Origin of the sequence: Enterobacter cloacae complex sp. FDA-CDC-AR_0164, assembly GCF_003071645.1 — a bacterium.
Classification (GTDB): Bacteria; Pseudomonadota; Gammaproteobacteria; order Enterobacterales; family Enterobacteriaceae; genus Enterobacter; species Enterobacter ludwigii.
Map to the genome: position 1 here is coordinate 1,663,490 of NZ_CP028950.1, position 16,832 is coordinate 1,680,321.

At 55.1% G+C, this 16,832-nt stretch carries 14 protein-coding genes; 7 read left to right on the plus strand and 7 right to left on the minus strand.

What is annotated here, in order from left to right; genetic code table 11:
- Positions 1 to 55 precede the first annotated feature (55 nt).
- Both AM410_RS08080 and AM410_RS08085 read left to right on the plus strand, forming a co-directional pair.
- Positions 56 to 1,342: a dicarboxylate/amino acid:cation symporter gene (locus AM410_RS08080; RefSeq protein WP_014172087.1), complete on the plus strand. Its 1,287-nt coding sequence runs from the start codon at positions 56 to 58 to the stop codon at positions 1,340 to 1,342.
- Positions 1,343 to 1,568: 226 nt separating this feature from the next.
- Entirely contained in the window at positions 1,569 to 3,062 is a 1,494-nt protein-coding gene (locus AM410_RS08085; RefSeq protein WP_014172086.1) for a M16 family metallopeptidase, read from the plus strand.
- 45 nt (positions 3,063 to 3,107) lie between these two features.
- On the opposite strand, the gene AM410_RS08090 is transcribed toward AM410_RS08085, so the two are convergent.
- Positions 3,108 to 4,037, minus strand: a complete 930-nt coding sequence (locus tag AM410_RS08090; protein ID WP_047954801.1) for a sugar kinase — start codon at positions 4,035 to 4,037, stop codon at positions 3,108 to 3,110.
- A 228-nt stretch (positions 4,038 to 4,265) separates the two neighbouring features.
- On the opposite strand from AM410_RS08090, the gene pdeH reads away from it, so the two are divergent.
- Complete coding sequence (gene pdeH, locus AM410_RS08095; protein WP_020884490.1) at positions 4,266 to 5,039, plus strand: cyclic-guanylate-specific phosphodiesterase; 774 nt, start codon at positions 4,266 to 4,268, stop codon at positions 5,037 to 5,039.
- 65 nt (positions 5,040 to 5,104) lie between these two features.
- Positions 5,105 to 7,147, plus strand: a complete 2,043-nt coding sequence (locus tag AM410_RS08100; protein ID WP_073397706.1) for an AsmA family protein — start codon at positions 5,105 to 5,107, stop codon at positions 7,145 to 7,147.
- 60 nt (positions 7,148 to 7,207) lie between these two features.
- Here AM410_RS08100 and AM410_RS08105 read toward each other — a convergent pair whose 3' ends face one another.
- The 3 genes from AM410_RS08105 to AM410_RS08115 form a co-directional block, all read right to left on the minus strand.
- Entirely contained in the window at positions 7,208 to 8,530 is a 1,323-nt protein-coding gene (locus AM410_RS08105) for an MFS transporter (protein WP_108647702.1), read from the minus strand.
- Positions 8,531 to 8,791: 261 nt separating this feature from the next.
- On the minus strand, positions 8,792 to 9,817 hold the full coding sequence (gene yhjD / locus AM410_RS08110; protein ID WP_020884492.1) for an inner membrane protein YhjD: 1,026 nt from the start codon (positions 9,815 to 9,817) through the stop codon (positions 8,792 to 8,794).
- 50 nt (positions 9,818 to 9,867) lie between these two features.
- On the minus strand, positions 9,868 to 10,767 hold the full coding sequence (locus AM410_RS08115) for a LysR family transcriptional regulator (RefSeq protein WP_047954799.1): 900 nt from the start codon (positions 10,765 to 10,767) through the stop codon (positions 9,868 to 9,870).
- A 119-nt stretch (positions 10,768 to 10,886) separates the two neighbouring features.
- Here AM410_RS08115 and AM410_RS08120 point away from each other — a divergent pair, with 119 nt between their 5' ends.
- Positions 10,887 to 11,645 (plus strand): SDR family NAD(P)-dependent oxidoreductase, encoded by a 759-nt coding sequence (locus AM410_RS08120; protein WP_044857220.1) that lies wholly within the window; start codon positions 10,887 to 10,889, stop codon positions 11,643 to 11,645.
- Between the two features lie 173 nt (positions 11,646 to 11,818).
- Entirely contained in the window at positions 11,819 to 12,421 is a 603-nt protein-coding gene (locus AM410_RS08125; protein ID WP_032680112.1) for a response regulator transcription factor, read from the plus strand.
- On the opposite strand, the gene AM410_RS08130 is transcribed toward AM410_RS08125, so the two are convergent.
- Both AM410_RS08130 and AM410_RS08135 read right to left on the minus strand, forming a co-directional pair.
- Positions 12,400 to 12,738, minus strand: a complete 339-nt coding sequence (locus tag AM410_RS08130; protein WP_014172077.1) for a lysozyme — start codon at positions 12,736 to 12,738, stop codon at positions 12,400 to 12,402. The genes AM410_RS08125 and AM410_RS08130 overlap by 22 nt on opposite strands.
- Before the next feature lie 71 nt (positions 12,739 to 12,809).
- Positions 12,810 to 13,349 (minus strand): GNAT family N-acetyltransferase, encoded by a 540-nt coding sequence (locus AM410_RS08135; protein ID WP_063925801.1) that lies wholly within the window; start codon positions 13,347 to 13,349, stop codon positions 12,810 to 12,812.
- Between the two features lie 148 nt (positions 13,350 to 13,497).
- Here AM410_RS08135 and AM410_RS08140 point away from each other — a divergent pair, with 148 nt between their 5' ends.
- Positions 13,498 to 15,087, plus strand: a complete 1,590-nt coding sequence (locus AM410_RS08140; protein WP_014172075.1) for an STY4199 family HEPN domain-containing protein — start codon at positions 13,498 to 13,500, stop codon at positions 15,085 to 15,087.
- 60 nt (positions 15,088 to 15,147) lie between these two features.
- On the opposite strand, the gene AM410_RS08145 is transcribed toward AM410_RS08140, so the two are convergent.
- The gene (locus AM410_RS08145) at positions 15,148 to 16,797 is read right to left on the minus strand and encodes an alpha,alpha-trehalase (RefSeq protein WP_020884498.1); all 1,650 of its coding nucleotides are present in this window, start codon (positions 16,795 to 16,797) and stop codon (positions 15,148 to 15,150) included.
- Positions 16,798 to 16,832 lie beyond the last annotated feature (35 nt).

Genomic DNA, 16,832 nt, shown 5'->3' on the forward strand with positions numbered 1-16,832 from the left:
CGCAGGTTAACCATAATCTTACAAAGCCTGTGGTTTTTCTTCCCAAGGACACCCTATGAAAACCTCACTCTTCAAAAGTCTCTATTTTCAGGTCCTGACAGCCATCGCAATCGGTATTTTGCTTGGTCACTATTACCCTGAACTTGGCGCACAAATGAAACCGCTTGGCGACGCATTCGTTAAGCTCATCAAAATGGTCATCGCCCCGGTGATCTTCTGTACCGTCGTGACGGGCATCGCTGGCATGGAAAGCATGAAGGCGGTAGGCCGTACCGGTGCAGTGGCGCTTCTCTATTTCGAAGTGGTCAGTACCCTTGCGCTGATTATTGGTCTTATCATCGTGAACGTGGTGCAGCCCGGCGCGGGGATGAACGTTGACCCGTCGACGCTGGATGCCAAAGCGGTCGCGGTGTATGCCGATCAGGCGAAAGACCAGGGGGTAGTGGCCTTCCTGCTGGACGTTATCCCAGGCAGCGTCATCGGTGCATTTGCCAGCGGTAACATTCTGCAGGTGCTGCTGTTTGCCGTCATGTTTGGCTTTGCCCTGCACCGTCTGGGCAACAAAGGCCAGCTGATCTTTAACGTCATTGAAAGCTTCTCGCAGGTCATCTTCGGCATCATCAATATGATCATGCGCCTGGCGCCTATTGGGGCCTTCGGTGCGATGGCATTCACCATCGGTAAGTACGGCGTGGGTACCCTGGTGCAGCTGGGTCAGCTCATCATCTGCTTCTATATCACCTGTATTCTGTTCGTGGTGGTGGTGCTGGGCTCAATCGCCCGCGCGGCAGGGTTCAGCATTTTCAAATTTATCCGTTATATCCGCGAAGAGTTGCTGATTGTTCTGGGGACCTCTTCATCCGAATCGGCCCTGCCGCGCATGCTCGATAAGATGGAAAAGCTGGGCTGCCGTAAATCGGTGGTGGGGCTGGTCATCCCGACGGGCTACTCCTTCAACCTTGATGGCACCTCGATATACCTGACAATGGCGGCCGTGTTTATCGCTCAGGCGACCAACAGCCATATGGACATTTTCCATCAGGTTACCCTGCTGGTGGTGCTCCTGCTCTCGTCTAAAGGGGCCGCAGGTGTTACTGGCAGTGGTTTTATCGTGCTGGCAGCCACCATTTCCGCGGTCGGACACCTGCCGGTGGCGGGTCTGGCGCTGATTCTCGGTATTGACCGCTTTATGTCTGAAGCCCGTGCCTTGACCAACCTCGTAGGTAACGGTGTGGCAACGGTAGTCGTGGCAAAATGGGTGAAAGAGCTGGATCACAAAAAGCTCGACGATACGTTAAATAATCGCCAGTCAGACAGCAAAACTCCTGGTTTATCCTCTTAATATTGTCACAAATGCCCGCATTCCCTTGTCGGGATGCGGGCTCCTGCGCATAATAACTGTTCGTACCTGTCATAATTCGACAAGATTTTTTTTGGGTATATTTCACTTCTGACCGTGACGTTTTGTAGAACACGCGGTCTAATCGACGTGTTTTCATCGTCATCTTTTAGAGTGAAACGCGTCGCGAGACACTCTCTTTAACCAGGAATGTTGATCAGGGGTTCACATGCAGGGCACAAAAATTCGACTCTTAACCGGCGGTTTGCTGATGATGGCAGCAGCCAGTTATGTGCAGGCAGATGCGCTCCAGCCAGACCCGGCCTGGCAACAAGGGACACTAGCGAACGGTTTTCAGTGGCAGGTTTTAGCCACCCCACAACGTCCAAGTGACCGTGTTGAAATCCGTCTGTCTGTTAATACCGGCTCCCTCACGGAAAGCACTCAGCAAACCGGTTTTAGCCACTTTATTCCTCGACTGGCGCTCACGCAGAGCGGCAGTTTACAAGCAGTTCAGGTGCGTTCGCTCTGGCAACAGGCCATTGATCCGAAACGCCCGCTTCCTCCGGCTGTGGTCTCGTATGACTACACCATGTTCAACCTGAGCCTGCCAAATAACCGTAACGACCTGCTCAAAGAAGCCCTTACGTATCTCGCCGATGCGTCGGGCAATCTGGCGATTACGCCGGAAACCGTTAACTATGCGCTGAGCAACAGTGACATGGTTGCCACCTGGCCTGTGGACACCAAAGAGGGCTGGTGGCGTTACCGCCTGAAGGGTTCAACGCTGCTTGGGCATGACCCGGCCGAGCCGCTGAAACAGCCGGTGGACGCTGAGCAGGTAAAATCGTTCTACCAGAAATGGTACACCCCGGACGCGATGACGCTTATCGTGGTGGGGAATGTGGACAGCCGTGCGGTGGTGGAGCAGATCAACAAAGCGTTTGGCGAACTGAAAGGCAAACGCGAAACACCGGCCCCTGTCCCAACGCTCTCTCCGCTGCGTGCAGAGCCTGTCAGCATTATGACGGATACCGTTCGTCAGGATCGCCTCTCCGTCATGTGGGATAACGCCTGGCAACCAATCCGTGAGTCAGCGGCGCTGCTGCGCTACTGGCGTGCCGATCTGGCACGTGAAGCGCTGTTCTGGCACGTTCAGCAGACGCTCAGCAAGAATAACGTGAAGAATATCGGTCTCGGCTTTGACTGCCGCGTGCTGTTCCAGCGTGCACAGTGTGCCATTAACGTTGAATCGCCGGGCGATAAGCTGAATGCGAATCTGGGCGTGGTGGCAAAAGAGCTGGCAAAAGTGCGCAAAGAGGGTCTGTCGGAAGAAGAGTTCAATGCGCTGGTCGCACAGAAAAAACTTGAGCTGCAGAAGCTGTTTGCAACGTATGCCCGCGCCGATACCGACATTCTGATCAGCCAGCGTATTCGCTCACTGCAGAATCAGGTGGTGGATATCGCGCCGGAGCAGTACCAGAAGCTTCGTCAGGACTTCCTGGAGGGGTTGACCGTCGATATGTTGAATCAGGACTTACGTCAGCAGCTGTCGCAGGAAATGGCGTTGATTCTTCTGCAGCCGAAAGGCGAGCCGGAATATGACATGAAGGAACTTCAGTCGACCTGGAATACCATTATGGCCTCCGCGCCGCAGCCATCGCAGGCTGCTACGGCAGATGATTTGCACCAGGACGCAACGGATATCCCGCAGGGGCAGTAATGCCCCTCATCCAGAACCCTCTCCCTGTCGGAGAGGGTTTTGTTTTTACTGTGGCATTGCCTCACGCGGAATAATTGCCCCGCGATACTGGATCACGGTGCTCGCCGTCAGGTGTCCACGCTGGGCCGCCGCTTCTGGCGTCCCGCCCGTCAAACGCACCGCCAGATAGCCCGCACTGAATGAATCACCCGCCGCCGTCGTATCAATCACTTTCTCTTTCGGCAACGTCACCGCAGGAACGTCGATGACGGCTTCACCTGCGATGGCGACCAGACATGAATCAGCCCCGCGCTTAATCACCACTTCACTTACGCCGGCGGCCTGCGTACGCGCAATCACCTCATCAACGGGTTTCTCACCCCACAGCGCATCTTCATCATCAAGCGTCAGGAAGGCGATATCGGTGCATTGCAGTATCTGCTGATAAACCTGCTGCGTCTCTTCACGGCTGGCCCACAGGCGCGGACGGTAGTTATTATCGAAAATAACCTTGCCGCCATTGGCGCGGCATTCACGCAGTAACGACAGCAGCTTTTCACGGCTGGCTGAGCTTAAAATAGCCAGGCTAATCCCGCTCAGATAAAGATAATCAAAGGTGGCTAACGCTTCGCAGATGGCAGCCGCAGCGTCGCTCTCCAGCCAGAATTTGGCCGCGGCTTCGTTACGCCAGTAGTAGAAGGTCCGCTCGCCGGTAGCGTCGGTTTCAATGTAGTAAAGCCCCGGCAGGCGGTTTTCCATACGCTGTATCAGCGAGGTGTCCACCTGCTCACTCTGCCAGGCTTCCAGCATTTGCTGGCTGAAACTGTCCGTCCCCAGGGCGGTGACGTAGTTCACGGTAAGGGCCTCAGGGGCAACCTGACGGGCAATATAAACGGAGGTGTTTAACGTATCGCCACCAAAACCGCGGCTGACTTCCGCGCCTTTTTGTGACAGCTCAATCATGCATTCGCCAATCACGGCAATTTTCTTGGTCATAGTCGTGAACCTGAACAGAGTAATTTTCGGTAGTGTGCGCTGAGTGAATTATGTGGTCAACTATATTAAAACGACGTTCCATTATTTTATTTGAGCCAGCGCGTGTTCCTGTTAATTTCTGCCCGCTTAATTTCATTTTCCCGGTGAATTGAACATAAAGTTCTCAATTGCCGGGCCGATAACCCTTTGACGAGTCCAGAAAGGCCATCCAACAACAGGACATCTGAAATGAAGTCAGAGCAGGTTATCCAGCGGCTGAGCACTACGCCTGAGGCAAGTATTGAGAACTTGCAGGAGCATCGCTACTGGCTGCAATGTGAGCGTGCGTACACCTATCAGCCGATCTACCGAACGGACGGTCGACTGATGGCTATTGAAATTTTGACCGTCGTGACGCACCCGTCAAACCCCTCACAGCGTATCGCACCGGACCGCTATTTTGCCGAAGTTGCCGTGCGCCAGCGCCTGGATGTGCTGGAAGAACAGCTCCGTATGCTGGCAACCAAACAGGCCTTTTTCGAACAGCACGCCATCCTCGCCTCGGTCAACGTCGATGGACCCACCCTGCTGGCGCTGCGCCAGAACGCGAAATTACAGGAGCTGATCGCCTCCTTACCGTGGATGCGCTTTGAGCTGGTGGAGCATGTTCGTCTGCCACAGGACTCATCATTTGCCTCAATGTGCGAATTCGGCCCGCTGTGGCTGGATGACTTTGGCACCGGGATGGCGAACTTCTCTGCCCTCAGCGAAGTGCGTTACGACTACATTAAAGTGGCCCGCGACCTGTTCATTATGCTGCGCCAGACCCCGGAAGGGCGGAATCTGTTTACGCTGTTATTACAGCTGATGAACCGCTACTGCCAGGGCGTGATAGTGGAAGGCGTGGAAACGCTGGAAGAGTGGCGTGATGTGCAAAATTCTCCCGCGGCGGCGGCACAAGGCTATTTCCTCTCTCGTCCGGTCCCAATGGATACCCTCGATTCCGTGATAACGATCCTCTGATCTGCCCGCTTCCCTTTGTCTGAACTATAGTTTTACAGGTAAGGTCATCAGGAAAGGGGATAACAATGACAAAAACAACCAGGGTAATCGCCTGGACAGCAGGGATTTTATTGTTGTTGATCGTGGTCGCCGTCGTCATTATCGCGACGTTTGACTGGAACCGCCTTAAGCCGACCATCAACCAGAAAGTCTCCACCGAACTCAATCGCCCCTTCGCCATACGCGGCGATCTCGGGGTGGTGTGGGAACGCCAGAAAGAGGAGACCGGCTGGCGAAGCTGGATCCCCTGGCCGCATGTCCACGCCGACGACATCATTCTCGGCAACCCGCCGGATATTCCTGACGTGACAATGGTGCATCTGCCCCGCGTAGAAGCCACGCTGGCCCCGTTAGCGCTACTGACCAAAACGGTTTACCTGCCGTGGATCAAGCTTCAGCAGCCCGATGCGCGCCTGATCCGCCTTTCCGAAAAGAACAACAACTGGACGTTTGATCTCGCCAGCAGCGACGAAAAAGATCCCAATGCGCAGCCCTCATCATGGTCATTCCGTCTCGACAATATTCTCTTCGATCGCGGGCGGATCGCCATCGACGACAAGGTCAGCAAAGCTGATATCGAGATCCTGGTCGATCCGTTGGGCAAACCGCTGCCGTTTATCGAAGTGACCGGCGCAAAAGCGAAGGGCGATAATGCCAAAGCCGGGGATTATGTTTTCGGCCTGAAGGCCGAAGGGCGCTACAAAGGGCAGCCCCTGACCGGCACCGGCAAAATTGGCGGCATGCTGGCGCTTCGAAGCGACTCGACGCCATTTCCTGTGCAGGGGGATTTCCGCTCCGGGAACACGCGGGTGGCCTTCACCGGGACCGTCAACGACCCTATGAACATGGGGGGCGTTGATCTGCGGCTGAAATTTGCCGGTGATTCGCTGGGTGAACTGTATGAACTCACTGGCGTCCTGCTGCCAGATACGCCACCGTTTGAGACGGACGGGCATCTGGTGGCAAAAATCGACACGGAAAAATCGTCGGTATTTGATTATCGCGATTTCAATGGCCGTATTGGCGACAGCGATATCCATGGCTCGTTGACCTATACCACCGGAAAACCGCGCCCGAAACTGGAAGGCGATGTGGAGTCTCGCCAGCTGCGCCTGGCCGATTTGGGGCCGCTGATCGGGATTGATTCAGGTAAAGGCACAAAATCAAAAGAGGTGAAGAAAGATCGCCAGCCGGCGGGGAAAGTCCTGCCTTACGATCGCTTTGAAACCGATAAGTGGGACGTAATGGATGCGGATGTTCGCTTTAAAGGGGGCAAAATCGAACATGGCAGTACGCTGCCGATCAGCAATCTTTCGACCCATATCCTGCTTAAAAATGCCGATTTACGCCTGCAGCCGCTGAAGTTTGGTATGGCGGGTGGGACCATCTCATCGAACATTCACCTCGAAGGCGATAAAAAGCCGATGCAGGGGCGTGCCGATATTAAGGCCCGCCGGCTCAAACTGAAAGAGCTGATGCCGAACGTGGAATTGATGCAGAAAACCCTGGGTGAAATGAACGGCGATGCGGATATCCGCGGCGTGGGGAATTCCGTGGCTGCACTGCTCGGGAGCAGTAACGGTAACCTGAAGCTTCTGATGAATGACGGGCTGGTGAGCCGTAACCTGATGGAGATCTTGGGGCTGAACGTCGGGAACTACGTCATCGGGCAAATCTTCGGTGATGATGAGGTGCGGGTGAACTGTGCGGCGGCCAACCTGGATCTGGTCAACGGCGTGGCGCGCCCGCAGATTTTTGCTTTCGATACGGAGAACGCGGTTATCAACGTGACCGGTACCGCCAGTATGGCCTCCGAGCAGCTTGATTTAACCATCGATCCGGAAAGTAAGGGGATTCGTATCATCACCCTGCGTTCGCCGCTCTACGTGCGTGGGACCTTTAAAAATCCGCAGGCGGGTGTGAAACCCGGTCCGCTGATTGCGCGCGGCGCGGTGGCGGCAGCACTCGCGACGCTGGTTACGCCAGCGGCGGCGCTGTTGGCGTTAATTTCGCCGTCAGAAGGGGATGCGAATCAGTGCCGGAACATTTTGTCGCAGATGAAAAAATAACGTGCGGCTTTCGGGACCTTTACCCTCTCCCTGGGGGAGAGGGTATCAGGCCGCGGTGAATTACAGAGACTGGTGCTTCGTCTCGTGGGTCAGCAGCAGGGCAATCAGCGTCAGTGCTGCCATGGCGGCCAGGTAAACGCCCACGTAGAACAGGCCATAATTTGCCTGCAGCCAGGTGGCGATATAAGGCGCAACGGACGCACCCAGAATAGAGGCAACGTTATAGGAGAACGACGCGCCGGTATAACGCACTTCCGTCGGGAACAGCTCTGGCAGCAGCGCGCCCATCGGGCCGAAGGTCAGGCCCATCAGGCTCAGACCAATGAGCAGGTACGCCATGACCAGCGCAGGGCTACCTGAACCCAGCAGCGGCGGGAAGACGAACAGGGCAAACAGAATGATCAGCGTGGTGATAACAATCATGCTTGAGCGACGACCAAACTTATCCGCCAGCAGGCCGGCAATCGGCACCATGACGCCAAACCCAATGACCGCCATCATCAACATCCACAGCACTTCGTTACGCGGCAGGCCGAGCCCAACCGGCGCGGCGGCGGCGCTGAACGTCATTGAGTAGACCGTCATGATATAGAACAGCGTGTAGGTCGCGAGCATGATAAACGTGCCCAGTACCGTCACGCGGACGTGTTTAGTCAGCAGCGTACCCAGCGGCACTTTTACCTGTTTTTTCGCGGCGGCAACTTTAGCGAAAACCGGCGTTTCGTGAAGCGACACGCGGACATACAGGCCAATCAGCACCAGCACGGCGGAGAAGACGAACGGAATACGCCAGCCCCAGCTCATGAACTGTTCGTCCGTCAGCAGCCAGGAGAGCAGCAGGAAAGTCCCGTTCGCAAAGAAGAAGCCAATCGGTGCGCCAAGCTGCGGGAATGAACCGTACAGCGCGCGTTTGCGTGCCGGTGCGTTCTCCGTGGCCAGCAGCGCCGCACCCCCCCATTCACCGCCCAGCCCCAGACCCTGACCAAAACGCGCCAGCGCCAGCAGCATCGGGGCCAGAATACCAATGGTTTCGTAGGTAGGCAGCAAGCCGATAGCGACGGTGGAGATCCCCATCGTCAGCAGCGAGGCCACCAGCGTGACCTTACGGCCGATGCGATCGCCGAAGTGTCCAAACAGGGCAGAGCCAATCGGACGCGCAACAAACGCGATCGCAAAGGTAGCCAGAGACTGCAGCGTGGCTGCCGTCGGGTCACCCTGCGGGAAGAAAATATGCGGAAAGACAATGACCGCTGCGGTGGCATAAATGTAAAAGTCGAAGAACTCAATGGCGGTGCCAATCAGCGAGGCGACGACAACTTTGTTTCGCGAGTTAACCGGCGCGGTTTCCGCGCCGGAGTCGAGTGTTGTGGCTGTTGCTTGCATAATATTTTCTTATTTTTAGTCGGACGAAAGGCCATATTACGCACAGCAAAAGCGACATTTCAATCTGTAACAAAGCCGCGCACTGGTGATAAAAGCAACAAAAAGCGGATAATGTTCAGGCCAGACAAAACACTTCTATGAAATGCTTCACAGTTTTCAAATATCAGCTGATAAAACTGGTTTTTGGTTAAATAAAAGTTACGGACTGGATTTATATGCTGAAATGATGAATCGGGCTGAAGTTTCAGCCCGGGAGAGACGTTATCGGTGTGTTTTACCCGGCATGCGCGGGTCGTCTTTGTACTCGGCGGTGGCAATCCATGCCGCGCAGAACAAGGTCAGGCGGGCGAAGAAGTAGAAGAACGCCATCAGCCCCAGCACCGAGCCAAACGCCGCGCCAGAAGGGGATTTCACCAGCGATGGCAGAGTGTAAGTCATCACAATTTTGATCACTTCAAAGCCTATCGCCGCAATCAATGTGCCGCGGATCAGCGCCTTCTTACGCGGACGATGGCGGGGCAAGCGCCAGAAGATCCAGAAGAACAGCAGATAGTTGGCGAAGATGGAAATAGCCAGTCCAATGCCGCGCCATGCGGGCTTCAGCCACTCGATGTAGTCCAGATAGAGCGCAGAGATAATCATCTGCTGCGCCGAACCGGCGACAGAGGTGATGGAGAGCGTCACAATCAGCGCGACGAGCAGGCCAATCAGCGAAACAAAGTCGCGAAGATACTTAACCCAGATTTTCTCCTGGTCCTGAGGCTTACGCTCCCACACCTCGCGCGACTGGGCACGAATGGCCTCGCGGAGGTTGCCCATCCAGTTAATCCCGGAGTAAAGGGCAATCAACAGACCGACGATACCGACCGTCGTACGTTGCTGTACGGCGGTATTAATGGTGTTTTTGAGCGTGGTGGCAAGGGTCGGATCACTGACGTTATTCAGGATTTTATTGAAGATATCCTGCAGCAGCGTTGGGTGTGACGCGAGCACAAAACCGGCTGCGGCAAAAGACACCATCAGGATCGGGATCATCGATAAAAAAGAGAAATAGGTGATGGCAGCACCAAACTGGTTACCCATGCGGTCATTAAACCGCTCTGTTGCGCGTATCAGGTGCGCAATCATGGGGAACTGCTGTATCCGCTCTGCCAGGCTGGTGACAGTCCCCAGCGCTTTGCTGGCGGTGCCTGGCATTTTTACTTCTTCAGGCCCGGTTTCCATCTTCTGGATGGGTTCGTAATCTAAATGTTGGGTAGGTCGTTGCGGGTTGTTTTCCGGCGTCACGCGACTTTTCCTTTTCGTTTGGCTGGATGTTATTGAATTATAGCTTGCGACTAATCCACGTAAGCTTTTGTGAGTGCAGTCAGCCACTCCATAAACAGATGTACCCGACGGGAGAGATTGCGCCGGTGGGGATAAATCAGCGATACCGGCATCGGTTCCGCCCGGTACTGTGGGAGAACTTCAATCAACTTCCTGGTGCGCAGAGCGTCACGCACGCCAACGCGCGGCACCTGGATAATACCCAGCCCGGCGATGCACGACGCCTGATACGTTTCTGTGCTGTTGACGGTCAAAACCCCGCCCGTCTTCACCCACTGCGTCGACGTACCGTTATAAAACTCAAAGCCCTGGGGACGTGTTCCCAGCGTGGCGGCGTAGTGAATGACGGCGTGTGAACCCAAATCTTCCAGCGTTTCCGGATAGCCAAAACGCGTGACATAATCCGGGCTGGCGCAGTTAATCACCGACAGCTTGCCCAGCGGGCGGGCGATAAGTCCCGAGTCTTTGAGCGCGCCGACGCGTACCACACAATCAAACCCTTCACGAATAACATCCACCAGGCGATCGCTGCTGCTAAGTTCCAGCTCGATGCCCGGATATTGCTGCAGAAAAGCAGGCAGTTTGGGGATGACTAAATTTCGAGCAACGCTGACGGGCATATCCACGCGTAACCGACCGCTGATGGTGGAGGGGTCATGCTGGAACATACCGTCCAGTTCATCCAGGTTTGTCAGAAGATCTTTTGCCCGCTCGTAATACACCATGCCGTCCTGCGTCAGGCTTACGCGACGCGTGGTTCGGTGCAATAGCTGGGTTCCCAGTCGGTTTTCCAGCGCCTGAATTTGCCGCGAAACACTGCCTTTCGGCAGCGTCAGTGACTCCGCCGCCCGGGAAAAACTCTCCAGTTCCGCGACACGAACAAACAGCTGCATTGCGTGAATTTTATCCATAGACGAAGCTCATTGTTGTTGCAATTGAAACAGTGAAGCGCTCTGCGACATCTTTATTGATCTTCTATCACCTAATAAGCTCTTTCTCAATCTCCACGACAGTCAAAACGAGGTTTCTTATGTCTGAACGTATTGCATTAGTCACAGGTGGTAGCCGTGGTCTGGGTAAAAACGCGGCCTTAAAGCTGGCAGCAGACGGAACGGGAATTATCCTGACCTATAACCGAAGCCAACAGGACGCGCTGGATGTTGTGCGCGAAATTCAGCAAAAAGGCGTTAACGCGGCCGCATTGCAGCTCAACGTCGGAGATGTTGCCAGTTTCGACCTTTTTGCCGCTCAGCTTCAGGAAATCCTTAAGACCGTATGGCAGCGTGAAACCTTTGATTATTTATTAAACAACGCCGGGACGGGCTTGTACGCGCCCTATGCCGAGACAACGGAAGCCCAGTTTGATGAGGCGCTGAATATCCATTTCAAAGGGCCTTTTTTCCTGACGCAGCGTTTGCTTCCCTTGCTGAACGACGGTGGGCGGATCCTGAACGTCTCCAGCGGGCTGGCCCGTTTTACGCAACCCGGTTCCGGCACCTATGCAGCAATGAAAGGGGCGATGGAAGTGCTGACCCGCTACCAGGCGAAAGAGCTGGGTGCGCGCGGTATCTCCGTCAATATCATTGCTCCCGGTGCGATAGAAACCGACTTTGGCGGCGGACGCGTGCGTGACAACGCGCAGCTTAACCAGATGCTGGCATCGCAGACGGCGCTCGGGCGCGTAGGGCTGCCGGATGATATCGGTGATGCCATTGCGGCGCTGCTCAGCGATAAACTGGGCTGGATGAATGCGCAGCGTATTGAAGTATCAGGCGGTATGTTCCTGTGATGCCTTCGCTTAAGGGGATGGAACCTCTTAAGGAAATCCTCAAATTGAATGTGTCCAGATAATGGGAGATATAAATAACACTGGTGGATTTGTAACGTCTCCGTTCATTGAGTTTTTTCTTAAATAATGCCTCTGTAGAATCTCCCTTCGCGACTCTCAGAGGGAGAAAAACGATGCGGGTAATTATGTTTGACAGGCAGTCCCTGTTTATTCACGGAGCGATACACAGTCTTCAGAAATTAATTCCGGAAATAAATATTACGGGAAGCTGTCAGGCAGAAGATTTACGGGCGCAAATTTCAGCGTCACCCTCGGCTATCGTCATGATTGACGGGAATTTAATTGAGGATGAGGGGATCGCCTGGTTGGAAGCGATCATGCAGCGTTTTCCGACGATACGCGTGGTAATGGTTCTGGCTAAAAAAGAGGCCCGATGGGTTGAGCAATTGCTGCAGCGAAACGTGATGGCCATTATTCCCCGCAATGCGCACCCGGAGCGCTTTTCCGCGGTGCTGGATTCGGTCTCCCGAGGAATGGTGTGCTTCCCCGGTGAGTGGGTGAGGCAACCGTCGGCGCCGCAGGCGTTATTATCCTTAAGCGAACGCCAGCGCGAAGTCCTGAAATTACTGGCGGCGGGGGAGTCCAACAAAGAGATCGGACGCAATCTCAACATCAGCGCCGCCACGGTGAAAGCGCACCTGGAAGCGCTTTTCCGCCGCCTGGAGGTGAAAAACAGAACCCAGGCCGCGATGTACTATACCCGGGCGACGGCCTGAAGAATTGCGGTCGGGAGTGAGGTCGTCTCACCGAAACTGAGCATCATCAACACCAGCGCGTCGTGCTGCTGTTGGGTTAACGGGCGTTTAAATTTTTCCCGCAGCAGCGTTTCGCACAGCTGAATATCATCGTGAAGTAAATATTCAGCCTGTAGCGGCGTGATAAGACGCTGAAAACATTCGCCCTGGCGAATAACATGGCCATAGCCAATAACCCATAAACCGTTTTCATCACGATATTTCTCCAGAGAAAGCCCCTGGTGTTTTTTTATTAACGCAATGGCGGCAGAAGATATCTTCAGCGCATGACCTTTCATATTCGTTTCCTCTTAATGGCAATATTGTAGAGGAAACGACACACGCGAAATATCCGCCAAATGGCTATAGGTCAGGAATAATTGCTGAGATATTCCTGCTTCAATAAACCGAACAGCCAGTCATTATGCCATTGTCCGCCAAGGTAATAACTCTCGCGTAACTCGCCCTCCAGACGAAAGCCCGTTTTTTCCAGCAGGCGTCTGGAGGCGATATTCCCCGCCGTGACGGTGGCGGTGAGGCGGCGTATGCCGCCCTGATGAAAGGCGTAACCGCACAGCGCCTGCAGCGATTCGAAGCCGTAACCTTTCCCCTGGGCCGCAGGTGCAAAAAGAAAACCCACTTCCGCGCAATCGTCATCGCGATGAATATAACCGGTGACGCCGAGCGGTACGCCGGAGGTGGCGTCACGCACAACGAGGCAAAGCCAGTGCGCGCTGCCCGGCGTCCAGGGCGTCAGACGAGAGTCGAACGCCTCGCGGATCGCCTCCACGGGGCGATCTTCCGCGACAAAACGCATCACCTCGGGGTCGTGCTGTAACGCCTGGAAAAAGGGCCAGTCATGGTCTTGCAGCGGTGAACAGATAAGACGCGATGTCGTTAAGACAGGCATTCAGATTCTCCTGAAACATTTAAAATGATTTTCGTGGTGTCACTTTATTTCAACAGAAAGTCAGGTATGGTTAACCTCGTATAAATAAAAAGAAAAACGGCCATTACGGGCCCATTCTGGTTGTCTTCGTTGTCGCTTAAGGAAAACAATGACTCTCAGCACAGCACACCCTATCCGCGAACAGTTCGAACACTGTCTGGCGGTTATTCGCCAGGCCTCGGTTGAAATTTTACTTCTCCTGAATGTACATGTTTCTGAGGGAAAAGATCCACGCTGGTTTCTGGAACAACTGGACAGCGCGCGTTTAGGCCTGGGGGGCTGGAATGCGGTTGCGAAGACGCTCAATTTGAATGACGCGGAGATGTCCGAATTCACGCTGCAATTGCGCCTGCTTCAGCAGCGTGTTCCTCAGTACGAAAGCGGTCAGGATGTCAGTGAAAACCAGCTGATTGCCGCGATGCGGTTTGTGACTACGCTGGAGCACCTTCGTTTGCAACAGCCTCTTCTGACCTACAGCACCGAAGTGGCGCCTGGCAGTGAACTCCAGCAGCAACAGGCGCACAAGCAGGTGCGTACGATTGAGTTGATGATAAAAGGGCTCATCCAGCAGGCCTGGCCCGATCAGGTGCGGCTGAATAACCATCTTAAAACCCTGTTTAACGCGGACCGCGTGCGGCGCTGGCTGAAGCTTGGTGACATCAATGATGTGCTGAGTGGCATGATGTTCAGTGAGCTGGCACAGATGCTGGTGGATAAAAAAGAGTTCAGCCGCTACTACGCCTCGCTGTTTAACGATCCGTCAATGCTCACGCTGATGGTGGAACCGCGGAAAACCCTGCAAACCTTCCTCGATGATATTCGGCAAATCCGCAACAATATTACCGTGCAGAAAGCGTTAAGTTCGGCGCAAATCCAGCTGCTGGATAACTACTACACGCAGATCACCCGACCGGTTCAACGTGCTTTTGAAGAGGGGAGAACCCGCGTCAACCCGGCCGGACTGATGGCGGTGGATGCCAGCGAGCTGCATGCTTTCTGGGAAAAGGCGCAGAAAATGGATCGTGTGACCGGCGGGGATCTCTTTGAGGTTCGTGACACGATTGAAAAACCGACCCAGCGCGCACCGCGCACGCCAGAACAGCGTGAGCAGCTTATTTCCGGCGCGTTATGGGGGGCGGTTGGCGTGATGGTGATTGCCATTGTGGCGGGCGGCTTCTGGCTGGTAACCAGCAGTAAACCCCAGCCTGCAGCCGGGAACGTTGCAGAAACGGCCCAGCCTCAGGAGATGCGCGAAACCCCCTCCTCGCGCGAGACGCTGTCGCGCATGGGCGTGACCTGGGACGAGAATAATTTCCGCTCGGCGATTAACCGCAATGATACCCGGGTGGCACTGCTGTTTTTGCAGGGAGGGATGGACTGGAAGCTCTCCTGGACGGAAGAGGCGATGTCGGCTGACTATGACGACGTTCTGGAGCTGATGTTGCGCTACCGACAGAACATGGTGGAACAGAAGCCGTGCCGGCGCTTTATCAACACGCTCAGCCATGCCATGTCGAATGGCGAGTCCCTGACGTCAATGCGTAAACAGTATCTGAAGGCGTTTTGTACCGTGCCTGCCGTGGTGAAGCGCCAGCAGCATGATCTGGATTTGGCGACGCGTCGGGCACAATCACAGCCGGATGCCACCACAAAAAAATGGCAGTCCATCCAGACCGCCATTTATGAAGTGATTCGTTAATCCTGTCTTCTCCCTCTCCCGGGAGGAGAGGGATGGATACGGGCATCAGACCGCAGAAGGTCACGGCTCCCCATACAACCCAATCAACCGCCGTACCACGCCGTTAGTCCAGCCGAAGCCATCCTGCAGCGGGTACTCACCCCCGCCCCCTTCGCGCGGCGTACTGCTGGCGATGTGATATTTCTCAATCAGTTTATGGTGGGCTTTATAGAAATGATTCACCGTCTGCAGCCAGCTCCAGGCAATCTCATCGCCCAGCGAGTCATTGCCGTACTGTTTGAAGCCCTGAATCGCCATCCACTGCAGCGGCGCCCAGCCGTTGGGTTTATCCCACTGCTCGCCGGTCTCGTACTCGGTGGCCAGAATCCCGCCCGGCGTCAGCAGACGTGCTTTTACCGCATCAGACAAGCGTTCAGCCTGCTCGTGGGTCGCCATGCCAACGTACAGCGGCACAATGCTCGCCGCTGAGAACAGCGCCATGACCTCGCGGCGCCAGTCGTAGTCACGGTAACAGCCATTCTCGTCATCCCACAGATACCGGTTCACCGCGGCGCGGCGATCGCTGGCTTTCTGGCGGAACAGTTCCGCGGTCTCTTTATCCCCTTTCGATGCCGAAATATTGGCGATCGCGCTTTCCAGTTTGAACAGGAACGCGTTCAAATCGATAGGGATAAACTGCGTGGTGCGGATGCTGGCAAGTCGGCCAGGCTCCCGCAGCCAGCGCGAGGAGTAATCCCAGCCGGAGGCCGCGCCTGCGCGCAAATCGCGATAAACCTCATTCGGCGGACGGCCAGAGTGACGGGCGGTTTCCACATCCTCAATCCATGATTCATCACGCGGCGTGTCACGGTCGTCCCAGTAGCGGTTTAACAGCGAGCCATCCGGCATACGCACCGCGCTGCGATAGGCCTGATTAAGCAGCAGCGATTCCGCCCCGTCCATCCAGAAGGCGTGCTCCATTTTGAGGTGTTCAAGGTAGCGCTTTGCACCGCGCACACCATCCTCTTCAAACAGCTCTACCATCAGGGCAAATACTGGCGGCTGGGAGCGGCTGAGATAATAGGTACGGTTACCGTTCGGGATATGGCCGTAGCGTTCAATCAACCACGCGAAGTTATCCGCCATACATTTCAGCAGATCGTTACGTCCGCTCTCTGCCAGACCCAGCATGGAGAAGTAGGAATCCCAGTAATAGGTCTCGCTAAAACGCCCGCCGGGCACGATATAGGCCTGCGGCAGCGCCAGCAGAGAAGACCAGGGGATGTGGTCCTGCGGCTCGCGCGTCAGCACGGGCCACAGGCTGTCAATGTGCTCTTTTAGCGACAGGCCGGGGTCGGAGACATATTCCGTGGTATAGGTCTCTGGCAGCCAGAAGTGGTTCTCCACGAACCGGCGCAGGTCGAAATCCCGGTGGCGTCTGACCTTGCGATAGCGGATCAGAATATCCAGAGGATCCATCTTCGGGGCACAGTCGGGGAAGGTTTTGCTGTCCGCAAACAGCCGTGTCGACTGCACGTGCTCGAACAGTTCCAGATAGCGATCGGCGGGCGTCAGAGCATCAGAGGCGGGTAGCCCCTCAATCATTTCGGGTTCCGGCTCCGCCTCAATCATTTCATCCAGTTTTAACTCGCAGGGATCGGTCTCGTAGCGCAGCTCTTCTGCAATCTCGAACTCGATGTTCTCGGCAGCCTGTAGTTTCTGGTTGAACATGGCGATAAGGACCTCCGGTTGTGTGTTCAAAATAA

What these genes read in the sequence shown, in the direction of transcription:
- AM410_RS08080 (WP_014172087.1), top strand. Translation starts at nt 56, where the DNA reads ATGAAAACCTCACTCTTCAAAAGTCTCTATTTTCAGGTCCTGACAGCC.
- AM410_RS08085 (WP_014172086.1), top strand. Translation starts at nt 1,569, where the DNA reads ATGCAGGGCACAAAAATTCGACTCTTAACCGGCGGTTTGCTGATGATG.
- AM410_RS08090 (WP_047954801.1), bottom strand. Translation starts at nt 4,037, where the DNA reads ATGACCAAGAAAATTGCCGTGATTGGCGAATGCATGATTGAGCTGTCA.
- pdeH (WP_020884490.1), top strand. Translation starts at nt 4,266, where the DNA reads ATGAAGTCAGAGCAGGTTATCCAGCGGCTGAGCACTACGCCTGAGGCA.
- AM410_RS08100 (WP_073397706.1), top strand. Translation starts at nt 5,105, where the DNA reads ATGACAAAAACAACCAGGGTAATCGCCTGGACAGCAGGGATTTTATTG.
- AM410_RS08105 (WP_108647702.1), bottom strand. Translation starts at nt 8,530, where the DNA reads ATGCAAGCAACAGCCACAACACTCGACTCCGGCGCGGAAACCGCGCCG.
- AM410_RS08115 (WP_047954799.1), bottom strand. Translation starts at nt 10,767, where the DNA reads ATGGATAAAATTCACGCAATGCAGCTGTTTGTTCGTGTCGCGGAACTG.
- AM410_RS08120 (WP_044857220.1), top strand. Translation starts at nt 10,887, where the DNA reads ATGTCTGAACGTATTGCATTAGTCACAGGTGGTAGCCGTGGTCTGGGT.
- AM410_RS08125 (WP_032680112.1), top strand. Translation starts at nt 11,819, where the DNA reads ATGCGGGTAATTATGTTTGACAGGCAGTCCCTGTTTATTCACGGAGCG.
- AM410_RS08130 (WP_014172077.1), bottom strand. Translation starts at nt 12,738, where the DNA reads ATGAAAGGTCATGCGCTGAAGATATCTTCTGCCGCCATTGCGTTAATA.
- AM410_RS08135 (WP_063925801.1), bottom strand. Translation starts at nt 13,349, where the DNA reads ATGCCTGTCTTAACGACATCGCGTCTTATCTGTTCACCGCTGCAAGAC.
- AM410_RS08140 (WP_014172075.1), top strand. Translation starts at nt 13,498, where the DNA reads ATGACTCTCAGCACAGCACACCCTATCCGCGAACAGTTCGAACACTGT.
- AM410_RS08145 (WP_020884498.1), bottom strand. Translation starts at nt 16,797, where the DNA reads ATGTTCAACCAGAAACTACAGGCTGCCGAGAACATCGAGTTCGAGATT.